Genomic DNA, 16,517 nt, shown 5'->3' on the forward strand with positions numbered 1-16,517 from the left:
CCGTGGACGCGTACCGTCCGAGGAAGGGGAGCGCAGCGTGGAGAAGACATACGACGTGGTGGTGGTCGGTGGCGGCGCGGCCGGGCTGGCCGGAGCGCTGGCGCTGGCCCGGGCCCGGCGGTCGGTGCTGGTGGTGGACGCCGGACAGCCGCGCAACGCACCGGCCGACCGGGTGCACAACTACCTGGGCCGGGAGAGCACACCACCGGCGGAGCTGGTGGCGGACGGGCGTGCCGAGGTGACCCGGTACGGCGGTGAGATCCGCACCGGTCGGGTCGAGACGGCCACCCGGGACGGCGACGGTTTCCGGCTGACCCTGGACGGCGGCGCCGAACTGCGGGCCCGGCGGCTGCTGGTGACGACCGGACTCGTCGACGAACTGCCCGAACTGCCCGGGCTGGCGCAGCGGTGGGGCCGGGACGTGCTGCACTGCCCGTACTGCCACGGCTGGGAGGTGCGCGACCGGCGGATCGGCGTACTGGTGACCGGGCCGACCGCCATGGCGGTGCACCAGGTGAACCTGTGGCGGCAGTGGAGCCCGCAGGTGATGCTGCTGACGCACGGGGCCCCGGCACTGGAGCCCTCCGACGCCGAACAGCTCGCCGCGCGCGCCATCCCCGTCGTCCCCGGCCGGGTCGCCGGGCTGGAGATCGCCGACGACCGGCTCACCGGGGTACGCCTGGACTCGGGCGAGGTCGTCGCGCTCGACGCGCTGGTGGTCGCGCCCCGGTTCACCGCCCGGGCCGGCGTGCTGGAGTCGCTCGGAGTCAAGCCGGTCGACGTGGAGATGGGCGGGCACGTCGTCGGCAGCCAGATCCCGGCCGACCCGACCGGGCTGGCGGCGCCCGGGGTCTGGGTGGCCGGCAACGTGGCGGACGTACGCGCCCAGGTCATCTCGTCCGCCGCGTCCGGCCTGATGGCCGGTGCGCAGATCAACATCGACCTGGTGGCCGAGGAGACCCGCGACGCCGTCGAGTCGTACCGGCACCAGGTACGCACGATGTTCGAGCAGGAGGGCTGGGAGGAGCGCTACCGGGCCCGCCCGGCGATCTGGAGCGGCCGCCCCAACCCGCAACTCGTCGCCGAGGCGGCCGGGCTGGCGCCGGGCCGGGCACTCGACGTCGGCAGTGGAGAGGGCGCCGACGCCATCTGGCTCGCCGAGCGGGGTTGGCAGGTGACCGGGGTGGACATCTCCACCACGGCACTCGGCCGGGCCGCCGCGCACGCCGAGGCGGCCGGTGCCGAGGTCGCCGGCCGGATCGAGTGGCGGCACGCGGACCTGCGCGAGCAGCCGCCGGCCGAGGGCCGGTACGACCTGGTCTCCGCGCAGTTCATGCACCTGCCCGGCGAGACCCGACGGGAGGTCTTCGACCGGCTCGCCGCCGCGGTGGCTCCCGGCGGCACCCTGCTGATCGTCGGGCACCACCCGTCCGACCTGCGTACCTCGGCACACCGGATGCACTTCCCGGACATGATGTACACCGCCGAGGAGGTCGCGTCCGGGCTGGACCCGGCCGCCTGGACGGTGCTGGCCGCCGAGACCCGGACCCGGCCGGCGGTGGACCCGGAGGGTCGCGAGATCACCATCTCCGACGCGGTACTGGTCGCCCGCCGTCGGTAGCCGACCCGGGGCGGGCCCGTGGCTCAGCGCGGCGCCACCCTCCGCTGCCAGCGGCGCAGTACGGCGTAGCTGACCAGGAACAGCACGGTGGCGTTCAGGCAGTGCCAGAGGAAGTGGGTGCCGAGCGGCAGGTGCGCGCAGTGAACCCGCGACCTCCGTCGGATGACGGGGCCGGTCCGGCAGCGCTGCGGCCGACAGTCCCGCCGATCCGGTACCGGCGGGGCCGTCCGGCCGGTCAGCCGGCCAGCGCCACCGGGGCGGGCCGCAGGCGTACCCGGACCGGGGTCCCCGGGGCCAGCCCGGCCAGCCGGTCGCTGCCGACCTGCGCCACCACCGGCGTGCCGTCCGGCAGCGTGACGGTGACCCGGCTGATCGGGCCGAGGAAGCTGGCCGCGAGTACCCGGGCGTCGCCGTCCGGCTCGGCCAGCACGTCGACCGCCTCCGGCCGGACCAGGGCGGTGACCGGGGTGTCCGGGGCGGACGGTGCGGCGGCCGGCTCGACCAGCGGCAGTTCCTGGCCCAGCACCCGGACGGTGCCGCCCGGGCCGGTGTGCCCGGGTATCCGGTTGCTCAGCCCGACGAAGTCGGCGACGAACGCGCTCGCCGGGCGCAGGTAGATCTCCGCCGGAGCCGCCAACTGCTCCAGCCGGCCGCCGCGCATCACCCCGACCCGGTCGGCGACGGCAAGCGCCTCCTCCTGGTCGTGCGTGACGAACAGGGTGGTGGTGCCGACCTCCAACTGGATCCGGCGGATCTCGTCGCGCAACTGGACGCGTACCTTGGCGTCCAGCGCGGAGAGCGGCTCGTCGAGCAGCAGTACCCGGGGTTCGATCGCCAGCGCCCGGGCCAGCGCGACCCGCTGCTGCTGGCCGCCGGAGAGCTGGTGCGGATAGCGGTGGGTGTGCGTTCCGATGCCGACCAGCTCCAGCATCTCCTCGGCCCGCCGCCGGCGCTGTGCTCCCGGCCGGCCGCGCAGCCGCAGCCCGAACTCGACGTTCTCCCGGGCGGTCAGGTGCGGGAAGAGGCTGTACGCCTGGAACACCATCCCCATGCCGCGCCGGTTGACCGGCCGGTCGGTGACGTCCTCGCCGTCGACCAGCACCCGGCCGGAGTCGGCCTCCTCCAGGCCGGCGAGTACCCGCAGTGCGGTGGTCTTGCCGCAGCCGGACGGGCCGAGCAGGGCGACCAGTTCGCCCGGTGCGAGGTCCAGGTCGAGCCCGGACAGCGCGGGTGTGCCGCCGAAGCTGCGGCGCAGCCCTTCCAGGCGTACCGGGACGCCTCGGCGGGCGGGTGCCGGTGCCGGGTCGGCGGCGACGGGAGACGCGGTCACGAGATTCCCTTCTCAGAAGTGCGGCGCCGGCCGGCGCCGGCGAGGGAGAGCAGCAGCAACAGGACGAAGGCGAGCAGCAGCGCCGCCAGCGAGACCGCCACCGACATCGTCGCGCTGCTCTTGCCGAGCAGGTTGACCGCGACCTGGAGGTTGGTCCGGTTGAGCAGGGAGGCGATGGTGAACTCGCCGAGCACCAGGGCGACGGTGAGGAAGGCCGCGGAGAGCACCGCCGAGCGGATGTTCGGCAGCACCACCCGCCAGATCACCGTCGGCCAGCCGGCGCCGAGACTCCGGGCCGCCTCGGCCAGGGTACGGACGTCGATCGCGGAGAGCCCCGCGTCGATGGACCGGTACGCGTACGGCAGCACCAGCACGGTGTAGGCGAAGGTGAGGGTCAGCGGCGAACCGCCGAGCAGGTACGTCACCCAGGCGTAGACCGGGGCGAGCCCGACCACCAGCACGATCGCCGGGATGGTCAGCGGCAGCAGGCAGAGGAACTCGACCAGCCGGCGCAGCCGGGGCAGCCGCAGCCGTACCCAGATCACCGTCGGCACCAGCAGCGCCATGGTGAGCGCCACGGTGAGCAGGACCAGCCCGAAGGAGGCCCGGATCCCGGTGGAGAGGTCGGGATAGGCCTGGCGCAGTTCCGGCCAGTCGACCAGCAGCCGCCAGGTCGCCAGGGTGAATCCGCCGCCCGCGCCCCGGGTGGTGAACTCCAGCATCGCGACCAGCGGCAGCAGGAAGAAGATCCCGAGCATGGTGAGGACGGCCCAGCGGAACAGCCGCTGCCGGCGGGCCCGACGCCGGATCACCCCGGCCATGCCGTCACCCCAACCGTCGTCAGCCCAGCCCTCGCCAGTCCAGCCGTCGTCAGCCCAGCCATTTCGCGCTCCGCTTCTGCACCAGGGCGTAGAGCCACATGACCAGGGCGACCACCACGATCATGCCGAGCGCCATCGCCTTGCCGAGGTTCTGCTGCCCGAGCACCACCTCGCTGGTCAGCGCGCCCCGGATCTGCAACGGCACGATCGGGCTGCCCTGGCTGACCAGCGCCGCCGCGGTCGCGTACGCCGAGAAGGCGTTGGCGAAGAGCAGCAGCGTGGCGCCGAGGAACGGCGGCGCGAGCAGCGGCATTCCGACCAGTCGCCAGTACTGCCAGGTCGACCCGCCGAGGCTCGCCGCCGCCTCCCGCCACTGCGCACGGATGCCGTCCAGCGCCGGCAGGAATACGATCACCATCAGCGGGATCTGGAAGTAGGCGTAGACCAGCAGGAGGCCGGGCAGCTCGAAGAGCCAGACGCCGGAGGCGTAGATGTCGACGCCGACCCGGTCGGTCAGGAACTCGGTGACGAAGCCGCTGAGCCCGATGGTGGCGATGAAGGCGAAGGCCAGGGTCACCCCGCCGAACTGGGCCAGCACCCCGCAGGCGGCGGTCACCGCCCGGCGGAGCAGGCCGTCCGGCCGGGCGGTCACCAGGGCGTACCCGAGCAGGGCGCCGAACACCGCCCCGAGCAGCGCGGTGACCGCGGAGAGCAGGATGCTGCGCCCGAAGGCCGCCAGGATGTACGAGTCGGCGAGCCGGGCGAGGTTGTCCAGCGTGAAGCCGCCGCCGTCGCCGGTCACCGCCCCGACCGCCACCACCAGGGTGGGGACGGCGAGGAAGATCCCGACGTACCCGAAGAAGGGCACGACGCCGAGCAGCGCGCCGCCGCCCGGAAGCCTGACCCGGCGCCGGGCCGGGTGGGGCCGGACCCCGGGCGCGGGCGCCACGGGGTCCGGCGTGGAGGTCACGACCGCCATCGTCGGGTCAGCCGACTGCCTTGGCCCAGGTGGCCGTGAGGGTCTCCTTCGCCTTGGCGGTCTGCGCCTCGGTGAGGAAGACCGGCTCGCCGGTGGTGGCCGGCAGCGCCGCGTAGGCGGTCTGGTCGATCGTGCCGGCCTTCGCCATCGCCTCGGCCCGGACCGGGCGTGCCCCGCCCTTCAGCCAGAGGTTCTGCCCCTCGTCTGAGTAGAGGAACTCCTGCCAGAGCCGGGCCGCCGCCGGGTGCGGGGCGTCGGAGTTGATCGCCTGTACGTAGTACGAGCCGACCACCGCGCCCTGCGGCACCACGGTCTGCCACTGCGCCTTGCCGGTGAGCTTGGCGCCCTGCGCGACGTTGAGGTAGTCCCAGTCGATCACCACCGGGGTCTGTCCGGACTCGATGGTGGCCGGGGTCGGGTCGACCGGCAGGAAGTTGCCGGCCTTCTTGAGCTGGCCGAAGAAGTCGACGCCCCTGCCGATGTCGTCGGCCGAGCCGCCGTTGCCCAGGGCCGCCATCACCACGCCGCTGAACGCCGCGCCGGCCTGGGTCGGGTCGCCGTTCAGCGCCACCTTGCCCCGGTACTCCGGCTTGAGCAGGTCGGCGAGGCTCTGCGGGGCCGGCACCTTGCCGGCGTCGAAGCCGATCGACATGTAGCCGCCGTAGTCGTGCACCCAGGCACCGTCGGCGGCCTTGAGCGCGGCCGGGATCTCGTCGAACGTGGTCACCTTGTACGGGGCGAACATCGGCACGTTCGCCCGGGCCACCGCGTCACCGAGGTCGAAGACGTCCGGGGCGCCGCTCTGGCCCTTGAGCTGGTTCGCCGCGTTGATCTCGTCCTGGCTGGCGGCGTCCGGCTGGGCAGAGTTGACCTTGATGCCGTACTTCTCGCTGAAGGTCTTGATGATCTCGCCGTAGTTGGCCCAGTCCGGCGGCAGCGCGATGACGTTGAGCTGCCCCTCCTTCTTGGCTTCCTCGATCAGCTTGTCGAGCCCACCCAGGTCGGCGGCGCTGGTGGCGGTGGCCGCGCCGCTTCCCGTCCCCGCGCCGGCCTGTTCCGGCGGCGAGCAGGCGGCCATGCTTACCAGCCCGGCCGACGCCGCGAGTACCGCGACCGTACGGGCAACCGCGTAACGCACGTTCTTTTCTCCTTACCGATACCGTTCGGCGCCGTACCGGTCGACCTGAGCCGTTTGCGGATCCGGCCGGCGGCGCCCGGCGGCCATCATGCCCGCCCCCGGTGCGCTGACCAGCGGAAAAGACGACGCCCGGATGAACGCTCGGCGCTGTTCCGGCGAAAGGTCGCCCCGAAAGCCGTACTCGGGCAGACAGTGAGGTTCACTGGAATTGATCCGAAGGAGCCCAAGGAGCCGTCGCCGCCGGCGTCGCAGACCGTGCCCGCCGCGGTCGGCGCCGCTTCGACGGTGATCGGCGCCATCGCCGCGTCGGCGATCGGGCTCGGTGTGGCCGCCGTTCCGGCGACGGCGATCGCGATCACCGCGGCCGCGGCCATCTTGGGCATCGTCGCCCGGCAGACAAAACGGATAAACGAGAGGAGCGACGAGGACCAGCCGTAGCCGACGACCCGTCGTACCGGACGGGACCGGGCGGCCGAACAGCCCGGCCCGGTGTCGGGTCCCCGGCAGACACCACCGGACCCGCCAAGGTCTGTAGCGGTAGGGAGCAACGCCAGGGGGCTCCACGGAATGGCGCGGTGAGCGGATCGGACCGGTGCAGACCGCCTCGAAGATCGCGACGAACCACCTGCCTCAGCCACTGCCGTGGTCGCTGTACATCCGCGCCCACAGACCTCCCCCCGAGGGACATGCCCGGCCCGTTCGAGTAACGATGAGCCCGGCGGGCGCGCCCGGTCAGGTGGGCCCGGTGACGGGTTCGGCCCGGGCGAGGACGGCGTCGAGGTCCCGTAGTGGCCGGCCCGGGTCGACGTCGCTGCTCACCAGCACCGTCTGATCCGGGTCGGCGGCGGAGAAGAGCGTTCCCTCGTGCTGGACCGCGGCCGTGCCCCAGGCCACGGCGGTACGCAGCGCGGCGATGCCCGCCCCGCCGCCGTGCAGGAAGCCGGCCAGGGCGGCGTCACCGGCGCCGACGGCGCTGACCACTCGGGTCACCTGCGCCTCGGCGTGCCGTACCTCGGCGGCCTCGACCAGCAGCGCGCCGTCGGCGCCGAGAGTGGCCAGCACCGCGCCGGCGCCGAGCCTGCGAACCTGGAGCGCCGCGTCGATCACGTCGCCGAACGTCCGCAGTGGCCGGCCGACCAGGTGGGCCAGCTCGGAAGAGTTCGGTTTGACCAGGTCGGGTCGGCCGGCGAGGCTGGCCCGCAGCGGCTCGCCGGAGGTGTCGACCGCGACCCGGACACCGCGGGACCGGGCCGCGTCGGCCAGTTCGGCGTACAGGTCCGGCGGTACCCCGTCGGGCAGGCTGCCGCAGCAGGCCAGCCAGGTGACGTCGGCGAGGTTGTCCAGGACTGCCCGCACCAGCGCCTCGGTCTCCCCGGCGTCCAGTTCGGGACCGGGCTCGTTCACCTTGGTGACGGTGCCGTCCGGCTCGACCAGGCTGATGTTGCTGCGGATCTCACCCCGCACCGGCACCTCCCGTACGGGCAGTCCGGCCAGCCGGAGCATCTGGGAGAGCTGGGCGCCGACCGAGCCGCCCACCGGCAGGACGGCGGTGACCGGTCGGCCGTGGCGTTGCAGGGCCAGCGCGACGTTGACGCCCTTGCCGCTGGGTTCGTTCCAGCCGCGACGGCTGCGGATCACCGCCCCCCGGGGTAGGGCGTCGACGAAAACCGTCCGGTCGACGCTCGGGTTGGGGGTCAGGGTGAGAATCACACGTACTCCACGTGCAGACCGGCGCTCGCCAGCTCGCGGCGCCGTACGTCGGGGAGGCCGTTGTCGGTGATGAGCAGGCCGACGTCGCTCAGGTCCCCGTGCCGGTTGCCCCGGATCAGCCCGACCCTGCTCCGGTCGGCGAGCAGGATCCGACGGTCGGCGGAGGTGATCATGCATCGCCTCACGGCTGCCTCGGCGTGATCCGGCGTGGGCGGCCGGCTGTTCGTCGTGCCGCGGCGGTGTCGCCGGGGTGCACTCCTGCCGTGCTACCGGCGGCGTCCGGGAAGTCGTCCACGCTGCCGTAGACCCCGGCCGAGAGCCCGGCCAGCAGAGCGGCGCCGCGCGCCCCGGCCTCGACGACCGGGGAACGGCGTACCGGGCCGAGCCGGCGGGCCTTGGCCGCCATCAGCGCCTCGCTGCGCGACCAGCCGCCGACGGCGACAAGGTCGTGATGATCACCGCTGTACGCGGTCATCGCGTCGTGGATGACGCCGATCTCGTCGGTGACCGTTTCCAGTGCCGCCCGCCAGATCTCCGCCGGCTCGGCAGCTTCCCCCGCCGGTACGACCACCGACCGGCCCTCGTCGGTGATCCGCACCTCGACCCGGCCCGGCTGGACCTGCGCGGCGAGGGTGTCGATTCGGGCCAGGTCGGCACGGTCCAGGCCGAGCCCGGCGAGCACCCGTTGCAGCACCAGTCCTCCGGTGGTGGCGCCGAGCAGACACCAGCGACCGGCCAGGGCGTGCCACCCGACGGTGACCCCGGCGGCGACCAGCCCGGCGACGGTCTCCGGGGCCAGGCCCGGCGGGACGGACCGGACCAGTGCCTCCGCCGTACCGCAGGAGTCCAGTTCGTCGCCGGGACGTACCGCGCCGGCGCCGATCGCGGCGACCTGGTGGTCGTGGCCGCAGACGGTGAGAGTGGCTCCGGTGAGCCGGTCGAGTCGGGCCCCCGCGTCGACGGTGCCGAGCGCGGTTCCGGCGGTCACGACCTCGGGCATCAGCGAGGCGCGCGCCCCCGACCATTCCAGTGCCTCGGGCCACCAGTCCCGGTCGTGGAGCCGGAGCCAGCCGGTCCGGGCGGCGAGGGACTGTTCGGCGGCCTCCATACCGCCGAGCCTGCGGACCACCCACTCGGCGATGTTGAGCCGGCGTACGGCGGTCCGGGTCTCCGGATGGTGGGTGAGCAGCCAGCGGTGCTTGGTGAGTGCCCACTGGTGCCGCAGCGGCAGCCCGGTGGTGCGGGCGAAGGTCTCCGGGCCGATCCGGGCGTGCAGGTCGGCCAGCTCCGTCTCGTCCCGGGTGTCGTGCCAGGCGACGACCGGGCCGACCGGAGCGCCGGAGCGGTCCAGCAGTACTCCGGATTCGCCCAGGCTCGCCACGCCGAGTCCGGCGACCGGACCGGGTGGGGCGGCGGCCAGCGCGCCGGCCAGGGCCGCTACGGCGGAGCCGAGCAGGGCGGTCGCGTCGAGTTCGGCGCCCGTCCGGGTGGCTGTCCACGGCGTGGCCGCCGAGGCCTGGGACAGCGGCTCACCCGTGTCCGTGAAGACCACGGCCTTGCTGGCCGTGGTGCCGACGTCGAGGCCGACGAGCAGTGGAGCCGCCACCTCGTCACCTCCGCTGATGCGGTGCCGGGTGCTTGTTCAAGGATGGGAATACTTGCTTTTGGTGGGAAGGCTGTCAAGGGTTGGCAACACTTCCACGCCCGGGGAAATGGAGCACCGGATGACCCTTACCGCCACCGGCCAACTGGTCGACCGCGCCCGTGCCGCGCACACGGCGATCGCCGCCTTCAACGTGATCACTCTGGAGCACGCCGAGGGGATCGTCGCCGGAGCCGAGCAGGCCGGCCGGGGCGTGATCCTCCAGATCAGCGAGAACGCCGTCCGCTTCCGCCACGGCCGACTCGCCCCGATCGCCGCCGCCGTCACCGCGGTGGCCGAACTCGCCGCCGTGCCGGTGGCCGTACACCTCGACCACGTGCAGAGCCGGGACCTGCTACACGCGGCCGAGGGGACCGGGATCAGCTCGGCGATGTTCGACGGGTCGAGACTCGACTACACCGCCAACGTCAGCGCCACGGTGGAGGCGGTCGGCTGGGCGCACGCGCGCGGGCTGTGGCTGGAGGCGGAGTTGGGTGAGGTCGGTGGCAAGGACGGCGCACACGCCCCGGGGGTCCGCACCGATCCGACCGAGGCGGCCGAGTTCGTCGCCGCGACCGGGGTCGACGCGCTGGCGGTGGCGGTCGGCAGCTCCCACGCGATGACCGACCGGACCGCCGCGCTCGACTTCGCGCTCATCGGCCGGCTCCGGGCGACGCTCCCGGTGCCGCTGGTGCTGCACGGCTCCTCCGGGGTGCCCGACGGCGACCTGGTCCGGGCCGCGCGGGCCGGGATCGTGAAGATCAACGTCGGCACCATCCTGAACGTCGCCTTCACCGAGGCCGTCCGGGCCGAGCTGGCGGCCGCACCGGTCATGGACCCACGGAAGTACCTGGCACCGGCGCGGGACGCGATCGCCCGGACCGTCGCCCACCTGGTCACCACGATCTGCTGAGCGGCGGGTCAGGAAGGTAGGAACGACGGCGCGGCACGCGTCCATGGCGGCTCAGCATCGAACCTTTTCCACCGCCCCGTGCGGTCCGCCGGGGTGCAGGGTCGGACGCGGTGCGGGAGCGCCGCGCGGTTCAGGTTGGAGGAGGTTCGTTCATGGCCGCGACCGCAGCCACGAAGCCGGCCGCCGGTCCGGACCCAGTCCGGACCGGCGGCCGCCGGGGTCCGTCTGGCGGTTACGGTACGGCGACGTCCGGCGCGCCGCCCCGGTCGAGCGTGGCCGGGGCCCCGTTCGCCGCTGCGGCCTCGCCGCGCTTCTCGTCGGCGTAGACCATCAGCGTGGATCCGACGATGGCGAGCACGATGCCGATCGTGGCGTAGATCGACGGCACCTTCTGGTAGACGAGCAGCGAGAGGATCACGGTCAGCACGGGCGCCAGGGCGTTGGTCGTGGGAGCGACGATCGAGGCCTTGCCCCGGCTGAACGCCATCACCAGGAAGAGCGCGCCGACGGCGTTGAGTAGCTGGGTCATCGCGGCGAGGGTCGGCGCCTGCCAGGGCGCGTCCAGCGCCAGGCCGCCGGCCATCCAGATGGCGATCGGCGCCAGCAGCAGCCCACTGATCGTCATCCAGGTGAAGGTGGTGGCGTCGTTGACGCCGACGGTGGCTGCCTTGCGCATGAAGTAGGCCTGCACACCCCAGGCGACGCAGACCACGATGGCCAGGATCAACCACGTTCCACCGGTGGCGGAACCGTCGCCGTCGCTGACGCTGAACAGCACGACCGCGATCAGCGCGGCGACCGCGCCGACCACGGCGAGCCGCGGGATGCGTTCCCGCAGCAGCACCATGGCCATCAGCACGGTGATCGCCGGAGACAGCGCGATCAGCGGGAAGATCAGGTAGGCCGGGCCGATGGTGAGCGCCTTGAACAGCAGCAACTGGCCGCCGGCGCCGGTCAGGCCGACCAGCAGGCCGTAGCCGGCTGCGACCGGGCGGCGGTCCAGCCGGTTGCCGCGCAGCGCGGCGACGGCCGGGATGATCATGGTCAGGGACCAGACGACGTAGACCATGCCGTCGGGGTAGCCGTAATCGCTGGTCGGGACGGCGGAGAAGGCTCCCCACACGCCCCAGAACAGCACGAGCAGCCCCGCGTACGGGATCCAGCTACGGCTGATGCGGGAAATAGTCGTTGGCATCTGCGCCTCCTCAGGCAGCGGTGGCGGGCGGGGTGGTCCGGAGACGCTCGAGCGCGTCGGCGCCCAGCGGGCTGCGGGCCTGTTTCGCGGCGTAGAGCGCCGCGCCGACGACCGGTGGGTACAGGGGCTGACGAAGGTCGTACCGGTCGTGCAGCGTGTGTAGGTGCTGTCGGAATTCCTCGTGCACCTGTCGGGCCTTGAACGTGCCGCCGGAGTAGGAGACCAGCACCTGCTCGTCGACGGGGTAGCCGAGTCGGCTACGGGTGGTCTCCACCAGTCGGGCGAGTTCCCGGCCCGCCTCGGCCAGGATCGCCGCGGCCGCCTCGTCGCCCCGGTCCGCGGCGCGGGTGACCAGTGGGCTCAGCGCCGCGATCCTGCCGCGGTCGCCGTGCCACCGGTTCAGCACGACGTCGATCAGATCCAGGTCCGCGGAGAGCTCCAGGTGGTCGCGCAGAACATCGAGGAGCGGGCCGGCGGGCTGTCGACCGTCGCTCATCCGGGTGAACGCCTGCAGGCCGCGGATGGCGATCCAGTACGCCGAGCCCTCGTCGCCGAACAGTTCGCTCCAGCCGCCGACGCGCAGGCCGCGGCCGGCACGCTCACCGTAGGTCATCGATCCGGTGCCGCTGATCACGTTGATGCCGTCCGTGGCGCCCAGCGAGCCGGACCAGCCGCAGACCATGTCGTTGTCGACCCGGTACCGGTCGTGGCCGAGGACCTCCCGTGGCGCCGCGTCGAGTACGGCGACGTCGTCGCTGACCTCGCCGTAGGTCGGGATCCCGAAGAACGCGAATTCGATGTCGGCCGGGGTGATGCCGGCCGTCGCGCAGACGGCGCCGATGCCCTCTTTGAGGACCCGGGGCACCAGGTCGATGCCTTCGCTGAAGTAGTAACTGCTCACGCTCGTGGCCTGGGCCACGACCGCGCCGTCCGCCGTCAGTAGGCAGAAGGCGGTCTTGGTACCGCCGCCGTCCACGCCGAGGAACATCCGTCTCACCTCCGTCTGGCGTCACTGCTGACGTCAGCTCTGTCGCCGTCCAGGCCGGGATGGCCCTGATCCGGACCTGCTGTTGGCCTGGCCGCGGGCTGGCGGCGCAGGGGGTGCATGATCGCGCCCTGGACGACCCGGTTGACCTCCCCGCCGGGGAAGGGATTGTCGGGTGTGCGCCCGAGCGCCAGCGAGAAGTGCAGGCCGATGAGCTGCGCGCAGATCACGGCGGGCAGCGCCAGCGCGGCATCGTCCACGTCCCCGATGCCGGGCAGGATCCAGGCGTTGTCCCCGGCGGGCTGCCCGGCCCGGCCGGTGACGGTGACGAGGTTCCGCTCGGGGATGACCCGCAGCAGCTCGGCCACCATGTCGCGGTCGTACTGGCTGGTGTATGGATCGTTGGACTCGTAGCTGACGACCAGGGTCCGGTCGTCGAGCACGGATTTCGGTCCGTGCCGGAAGCCCAGCGCGGACTCGGCCAGGGCCACCGCGCGGCCGGCGGTCAGCTCCAGGACCTTCAGGGCGGATTCCCGGGCCAGGCCGTGCAGGGTCCCGCTGCCGAGGTAGACGATCCGGGAGTAACCCCGGGCGGCGAGATCGGCCGCCGCGGCCGGGCGGGTGGACAGGACCTGCTCTGCCGCGGTGGCGAGCCGCTCCACCAGGGCGTCGTCGGGGCCGCCGAGGGTCAGCAGGCCGGCCAGCAGCATGCCGGTGAAGCTGGACGTCATCGCGAAGCCCCGATCGTTGGCCGCCTCGGGTAGCAGCACCAGCCGCGAGGACGACCGGTCGGCGTGCTGGCGGGCCAGCCGGCCCTGCTCGTGGCAGGTCACCACCAGGTGCCAGCAGTCGGTCAGCACCTGGCTGGCCAGCTCGGTGGCGGTGACGCTCTCCGGGCTGTCACCGGAGCGGGCGAACGACACCAGCAGCGTCGGGACGTCCTCTGCGAAGCAGGCCAGCGGGTCGGCCACGATGTCGGTGGTGGCGACGGCGTCCACCCGGCGGCCCAGCCGCCGGCGCAGCGACGGCGCCAGCACCTCGCCGACGTACCCGGAGGTGCCCGCGCCGGTGAGGACGATGCGCAGGTCCGGCCGTTCGAGCAGCGGCTTCAGAAACGCGACGGTGGCGGTACTCGACTCCGCCGTCATCCGGCCGATCTGGCGCCACACGGCCGGTTGCTGGGCGATCTCGCGGCTGGTGTCGAGGGCGCCGCGCTGGTGCAGGTGGTCGTGGTCGAGGAGGATGCTCATGCTGTCCGCCGCCGTCCGGACGGGGTGGCCGCGTGACGGTAGCCGCGCAGGACGTCGCGGACGCGATCGAGGACGAGCTCGACCGGGTGGTTGTCGAGGGTGCCCTCCCGGACCCGCTGGTACTGGTCGGGCAGGTACTGGCTGAGCAGCGGCAGCGGGATGTTCCGGTCGGTCAGGTTGACCAGCAGGCGCCGCTCGGCGGCCTGGATCTCCGGGTCCGGCCAGTAGTAGCGCATCCGGTCGCTGTAGCTGTAGCGCCGGGCCAGGCGCTGCGTGGCGGCGTCACCGGTGTAGTACTTCGCCCACTGCCCGGGCTCGGCGCGCATCCGCTGTTCGACCACCTCTGGCAGGCTCGAACGGTCGTGCTCCGGAACGAGTTCGGTCTCGATCGCGGCCAGCGCGAACAGGGCCTCCCGCAGTGCGAAGGTCAGGCCGGGCCCGACCTTGAGGACGGCCCAGTGATCCTCGACCAGGGCGGCGAGTCGCGGGACGGTCTGGTAGTCCGTGGAGTGCGCCTCGAATACCATCGTCGGCTCGTCGTCCAGGACCCGTTGCAGGTCCTTGGTGCGGTCCCGGTCGTAGTCGACGACCCGGAGGTGGTCGAACTCGACGCCCGGCTGCACGACCAGGGCGATCACCTGCGGCCAGACGTGTTCGAGCCCCTGCTCGGCGAAGGCGGCCCGGTGCCGGGCCAGGGTGCTCCGGGCCGACTCGGCGGTGGTGGGCAGGAGTTCCTCGATCGTCTCCTCCGCGCCGCCCGGGACCGGCACCTCGGTGCCGATGACGTACCGGAGTTCCCCGGCCCGCCCCATCGCGGCAGCGGTCTTCTCGGCCACCGCGAGCATGCGGGCGGCGCGGGTGGCCATCACCTCGTCGGTCAACGGGGTCTGGTCGTCCGCGCAGGGGTAGCTGCAGTCGAGGTGGATCTTCGTGAAGCCGGCCTCGACGTACGCCGCCACGAGCACGTCGGCCCGCGCCATGGCCTGCTCCGCCGGCAACGAACGCCACCGGTTCGGGCCCAGGTGGTCGCCGCCGAGCACGACCCGCTCCCGAGGCAGTCCGGCCCGGTCGGCGGCCCGGTGCACCAGGTCGCGGAAGTCCACCGGTCGCATACCGGTATAGCCACCGTCCTGGTCGACCTGGTTCGAGGTCGCCTCGATCAACACCAGGTCGCCGTCCTCCCGAGCCTGCGCCATCGCGGCCCGCAGGACCAGGGGATGGGCGGAACAGATCGACGTGACGCCGACTGCCTTCCCCCGTTTGTGCAGGGCGACGACCGTGTCGAGCGGGTTACTCACGGGGCGCTTCCTCCTCTTCGCCGTTCCCAAGCTGGTAATGGACCCTACTGGTATTCACTATGGCCGGCTACTGTCTAGCTGGTATTTAATCTGGTATGCCTTGGGTCAACCAGGAAGCCGGCGACCGCCGGACCGCGGCCGGCGAACCATCGCATCGGCTGACATCAACTGGTACGCAAACTGGTTCGCTGACTGGTACGGCCATGTCCCAGCGGCCTGAACCGCCGCGGGCCCTCTCCGCCGACCTGGCAGCGAGCGACGACCCGGTGCCGCACCCGGGCAGGTACCCAGCTCCGCCCGACGGGGCATGGCCACCCCGACCTCTTACGCCGATGCGGGCAACATCCCGGTCAGCGAGCCGACCCAGGCCGGCCGTCCGGACGCGTCGTGCAAGGGCTTCGCCGGCTATGCGGCGGGGCAGGGCCGCACCGCTTCGGTGTCCGGGCGGATCGCCAATGCCGCCGGTCGTCGTCCGGGCCCGACGCGGGCCGGCGTTGCTCGGCAGGACACGGCCTAACCGCCGGCAAACACCCGCTGAGCCGTCGACCGCCAGGCGCCGGTGAGGGCGGTGCCGAGCAGAACGTCGTTCACGACCGATTGGTGATGGAGGCTCGGAAGCGGTAGCGGTCTCCTCGGTAGACCTGGGTGGTCAGCTCGATCGGGCGGCCCGCCTGGTTGAAGGTCAGCGTGGTCGCGACGAGCATCGGCATGGTGTCGCCGATCTTGAAGAGTTCGATCTCCCGTGGCGTTGGGTGGCGGGCTTCGCACGAGTAGTCGGCAACGCGCGGCGTCTGCGGCGGGTCCGCCGCGCGCAGGGTGGCGTACAGCGAAGCGGTGTTGAAGTCGGTCTCGGCCAGGGCCGGGCAGGCCGCCAACGGGAGCCGGTTGTGCTCGAGCACGACCAGCAGGCCGTCGAGGAAGCGCAATCGGTGGAGTTCGAAGAGGTCGGCGCCGGGGGCGATGCGGAGATCTTCGGCCTCGGACACCGTTGCCGGGCGGACCGCGGCAGAGAGGACCCGACTGCTCGGCGTCAGACCGTTGACGCGGGCGAAGTCGGCGAGGCCCTGCACCTGGGGGGTCGCCGCGGTGGACGCTGTCGCCGGGTCGGGGAACTGGTCGAGGTCGGCGACGAACCACCCGCGCGATGAGGCCGGGCGCACGATGCCTCGCGACTCCAGGTCGGCGAGGGCGGCTCGCAGCGTCACGCGGGAAACGGCGTACCGAGTTGCCAGTGCTCGCTCGGAGGGCAGTCGGTCACCCGTGCGGGCGGCGGAGGCGCGCAGGTCGTCGAGTAGCTGGCCGGCGGTGCGCTCGTACAGCGGAAGCGCGTCGTCGGCGAACAGGCCACGGGGCATCCGCGTCCTCGCAACAGTCATACCAGCCAACCATACCAGTTCAGTCGATCCTGGAGCCGGTCGCCCGCGGCCTGCCACCGGCTCGGCTTGAGCCACGGTGACCAAACCAAAAACTGCCGGGAACCGGCCATTGACAAGCCAAGAGTATACCACTTACGTTCGTCGGGCAGACCATCCCTCAATGAACGTCGAACCAGGCCGACCAGCTCGGCGGCCACCCCGGACATGCGGCCGCCGTCGGATCTCCGTGATCTCGTCTTCGACGCTCCAGGACATATCG

The 16,517-nt window shown here is 72.5% G+C and carries 16 protein-coding genes; 4 read left to right on the plus strand and 12 right to left on the minus strand.

Going from position 1 to position 16,517, the window contains the following annotated elements:
- Positions 1–37: 37 nt before the first annotated feature.
- The gene (locus tag ACQEVC_RS20485; RefSeq protein WP_432879859.1) at positions 38–1,621 is read left to right on the plus strand and encodes a methyltransferase domain-containing protein; all 1,584 of its coding nucleotides are present in this window, start codon (positions 38–40) and stop codon (positions 1,619–1,621) included.
- Positions 1,622–1,856: 235 nt separating this feature from the next.
- Here the strand turns inward: ACQEVC_RS20485 and ACQEVC_RS20490 are convergent, their stop codons facing one another.
- From ACQEVC_RS20490 to ACQEVC_RS20505, 4 genes are read right to left on the minus strand one after another with little or no spacing between them, the layout of a single operon-like run.
- Complete coding sequence (locus tag ACQEVC_RS20490; protein ID WP_432879861.1) at positions 1,857–2,951, minus strand: ABC transporter ATP-binding protein; 1,095 nt, start codon at positions 2,949–2,951, stop codon at positions 1,857–1,859.
- Positions 2,948–3,772: an ABC transporter permease gene (locus ACQEVC_RS20495; RefSeq protein WP_432879864.1), complete on the minus strand. Its 825-nt coding sequence runs from the start codon at positions 3,770–3,772 to the stop codon at positions 2,948–2,950. The genes ACQEVC_RS20490 and ACQEVC_RS20495 overlap by 4 nt, the downstream gene beginning before the upstream one ends.
- Before the next feature lie 49 nt (positions 3,773–3,821).
- Positions 3,822–4,751 carry an ABC transporter permease gene (locus tag ACQEVC_RS20500; protein ID WP_432879867.1) on the minus strand — a complete coding sequence of 310 codons (930 nt, stop codon included), beginning with the start codon at positions 4,749–4,751 and terminating at the stop codon, positions 3,822–3,824.
- Between the two features lie 7 nt (positions 4,752–4,758).
- Positions 4,759–5,889 carry an ABC transporter substrate-binding protein gene (locus tag ACQEVC_RS20505; RefSeq protein ID WP_432879870.1) on the minus strand — a complete coding sequence of 377 codons (1,131 nt, stop codon included), beginning with the start codon at positions 5,887–5,889 and terminating at the stop codon, positions 4,759–4,761.
- A 255-nt stretch (positions 5,890–6,144) separates the two neighbouring features.
- On the opposite strand from ACQEVC_RS20505, the gene ACQEVC_RS20510 reads away from it, so the two are divergent.
- Positions 6,145–6,327 carry a hypothetical protein gene (locus ACQEVC_RS20510; RefSeq protein ID WP_432879873.1) on the plus strand — a complete coding sequence of 61 codons (183 nt, stop codon included), beginning with the start codon at positions 6,145–6,147 and terminating at the stop codon, positions 6,325–6,327.
- A 294-nt stretch (positions 6,328–6,621) separates the two neighbouring features.
- Here the strand turns inward: ACQEVC_RS20510 and pfkB are convergent, their stop codons facing one another.
- The 3 genes from pfkB to ACQEVC_RS20525 are packed head-to-tail and all read right to left on the minus strand — an operon-like array spanning position 6,622 to position 9,205.
- On the minus strand, positions 6,622–7,599 hold the full coding sequence (gene pfkB, locus ACQEVC_RS20515) for a 1-phosphofructokinase (RefSeq protein ID WP_432879877.1): 978 nt from the start codon (positions 7,597–7,599) through the stop codon (positions 6,622–6,624).
- Positions 7,596–7,772 (minus strand): hypothetical protein, encoded by a 177-nt coding sequence (locus tag ACQEVC_RS20520; RefSeq protein ID WP_432879880.1) that lies wholly within the window; start codon positions 7,770–7,772, stop codon positions 7,596–7,598. Before ACQEVC_RS20520 ends, pfkB begins: the two co-directional genes overlap by 4 nt.
- Before the next feature lie 8 nt (positions 7,773–7,780).
- Positions 7,781–9,205, minus strand: coding sequence for an FGGY-family carbohydrate kinase (locus ACQEVC_RS20525; RefSeq protein WP_432879883.1), 1,425 nt, complete (start codon positions 9,203–9,205; stop codon positions 7,781–7,783).
- A 118-nt stretch (positions 9,206–9,323) separates the two neighbouring features.
- Between ACQEVC_RS20525 and ACQEVC_RS20530 the strand changes: the two genes are divergently transcribed.
- Entirely contained in the window at positions 9,324–10,154 is an 831-nt protein-coding gene (locus ACQEVC_RS20530) for a class II fructose-bisphosphate aldolase (RefSeq protein ID WP_432879885.1), read from the plus strand.
- A gap of 232 nt (positions 10,155–10,386) precedes the next feature.
- On the opposite strand, the gene ACQEVC_RS20535 is transcribed toward ACQEVC_RS20530, so the two are convergent.
- From ACQEVC_RS20535 to ACQEVC_RS20550, 4 genes are read right to left on the minus strand one after another with little or no spacing between them, the layout of a single operon-like run.
- Positions 10,387–11,349, minus strand: a complete 963-nt coding sequence (locus ACQEVC_RS20535; protein WP_432879888.1) for a DMT family transporter — start codon at positions 11,347–11,349, stop codon at positions 10,387–10,389.
- A 10-nt stretch (positions 11,350–11,359) separates the two neighbouring features.
- Positions 11,360–12,337 (minus strand): N-acetylglucosamine kinase, encoded by a 978-nt coding sequence (locus tag ACQEVC_RS20540; protein WP_432879890.1) that lies wholly within the window; start codon positions 12,335–12,337, stop codon positions 11,360–11,362.
- A gap of 5 nt (positions 12,338–12,342) precedes the next feature.
- Complete coding sequence (locus ACQEVC_RS20545) at positions 12,343–13,584, minus strand: SIS domain-containing protein (protein ID WP_432879893.1); 1,242 nt, start codon at positions 13,582–13,584, stop codon at positions 12,343–12,345.
- Positions 13,581–14,882, minus strand: coding sequence for a D-tagatose-bisphosphate aldolase, class II, non-catalytic subunit (locus tag ACQEVC_RS20550; RefSeq protein WP_432879895.1), 1,302 nt, complete (start codon positions 14,880–14,882; stop codon positions 13,581–13,583). Before ACQEVC_RS20550 ends, ACQEVC_RS20545 begins: the two co-directional genes overlap by 4 nt.
- A gap of 307 nt (positions 14,883–15,189) precedes the next feature.
- On the opposite strand from ACQEVC_RS20550, the gene ACQEVC_RS20555 reads away from it, so the two are divergent.
- Positions 15,190–15,399: a hypothetical protein gene (locus tag ACQEVC_RS20555; protein WP_432879897.1), complete on the plus strand. Its 210-nt coding sequence runs from the start codon at positions 15,190–15,192 to the stop codon at positions 15,397–15,399.
- A 70-nt stretch (positions 15,400–15,469) separates the two neighbouring features.
- On the opposite strand, the gene ACQEVC_RS20560 is transcribed toward ACQEVC_RS20555, so the two are convergent.
- Positions 15,470–16,237: a GntR family transcriptional regulator gene (locus tag ACQEVC_RS20560; protein WP_432879900.1), complete on the minus strand. Its 768-nt coding sequence runs from the start codon at positions 16,235–16,237 to the stop codon at positions 15,470–15,472.
- Between the last annotated feature and the right edge of the window lie 280 nt (positions 16,238–16,517).

Origin of the sequence: Plantactinospora sp. CA-294935 (assembly GCF_050936445.1) — a bacterium.
In the GTDB taxonomy this organism is placed as follows: domain Bacteria; phylum Actinomycetota; class Actinomycetes; order Mycobacteriales; family Micromonosporaceae; genus Plantactinospora.

What these genes read in the sequence shown, in the direction of transcription:
- ACQEVC_RS20495 (WP_432879864.1), bottom strand. Translation starts at nt 3,772, where the DNA reads ATGGCCGGGGTGATCCGGCGTCGGGCCCGCCGGCAGCGGCTGTTCCGC.
- ACQEVC_RS20500 (WP_432879867.1), bottom strand. Translation starts at nt 4,751, where the DNA reads ATGGCGGTCGTGACCTCCACGCCGGACCCCGTGGCGCCCGCGCCCGGG.
- ACQEVC_RS20520 (WP_432879880.1), bottom strand. Translation starts at nt 7,772, where the DNA reads ATGATCACCTCCGCCGACCGTCGGATCCTGCTCGCCGACCGGAGCAGG.
- ACQEVC_RS20530 (WP_432879885.1), top strand. Translation starts at nt 9,324, where the DNA reads ATGACCCTTACCGCCACCGGCCAACTGGTCGACCGCGCCCGTGCCGCG.
- ACQEVC_RS20535 (WP_432879888.1), bottom strand. Translation starts at nt 11,349, where the DNA reads ATGCCAACGACTATTTCCCGCATCAGCCGTAGCTGGATCCCGTACGCG.
- ACQEVC_RS20540 (WP_432879890.1), bottom strand. Translation starts at nt 12,337, where the DNA reads ATGTTCCTCGGCGTGGACGGCGGCGGTACCAAGACCGCCTTCTGCCTA.
- ACQEVC_RS20545 (WP_432879893.1), bottom strand. Translation starts at nt 13,584, where the DNA reads ATGAGCATCCTCCTCGACCACGACCACCTGCACCAGCGCGGCGCCCTC.
- ACQEVC_RS20555 (WP_432879897.1), top strand. Translation starts at nt 15,190, where the DNA reads ATGGCCACCCCGACCTCTTACGCCGATGCGGGCAACATCCCGGTCAGC.
- ACQEVC_RS20560 (WP_432879900.1), bottom strand. Translation starts at nt 16,237, where the DNA reads ATGCCCCGTGGCCTGTTCGCCGACGACGCGCTTCCGCTGTACGAGCGC.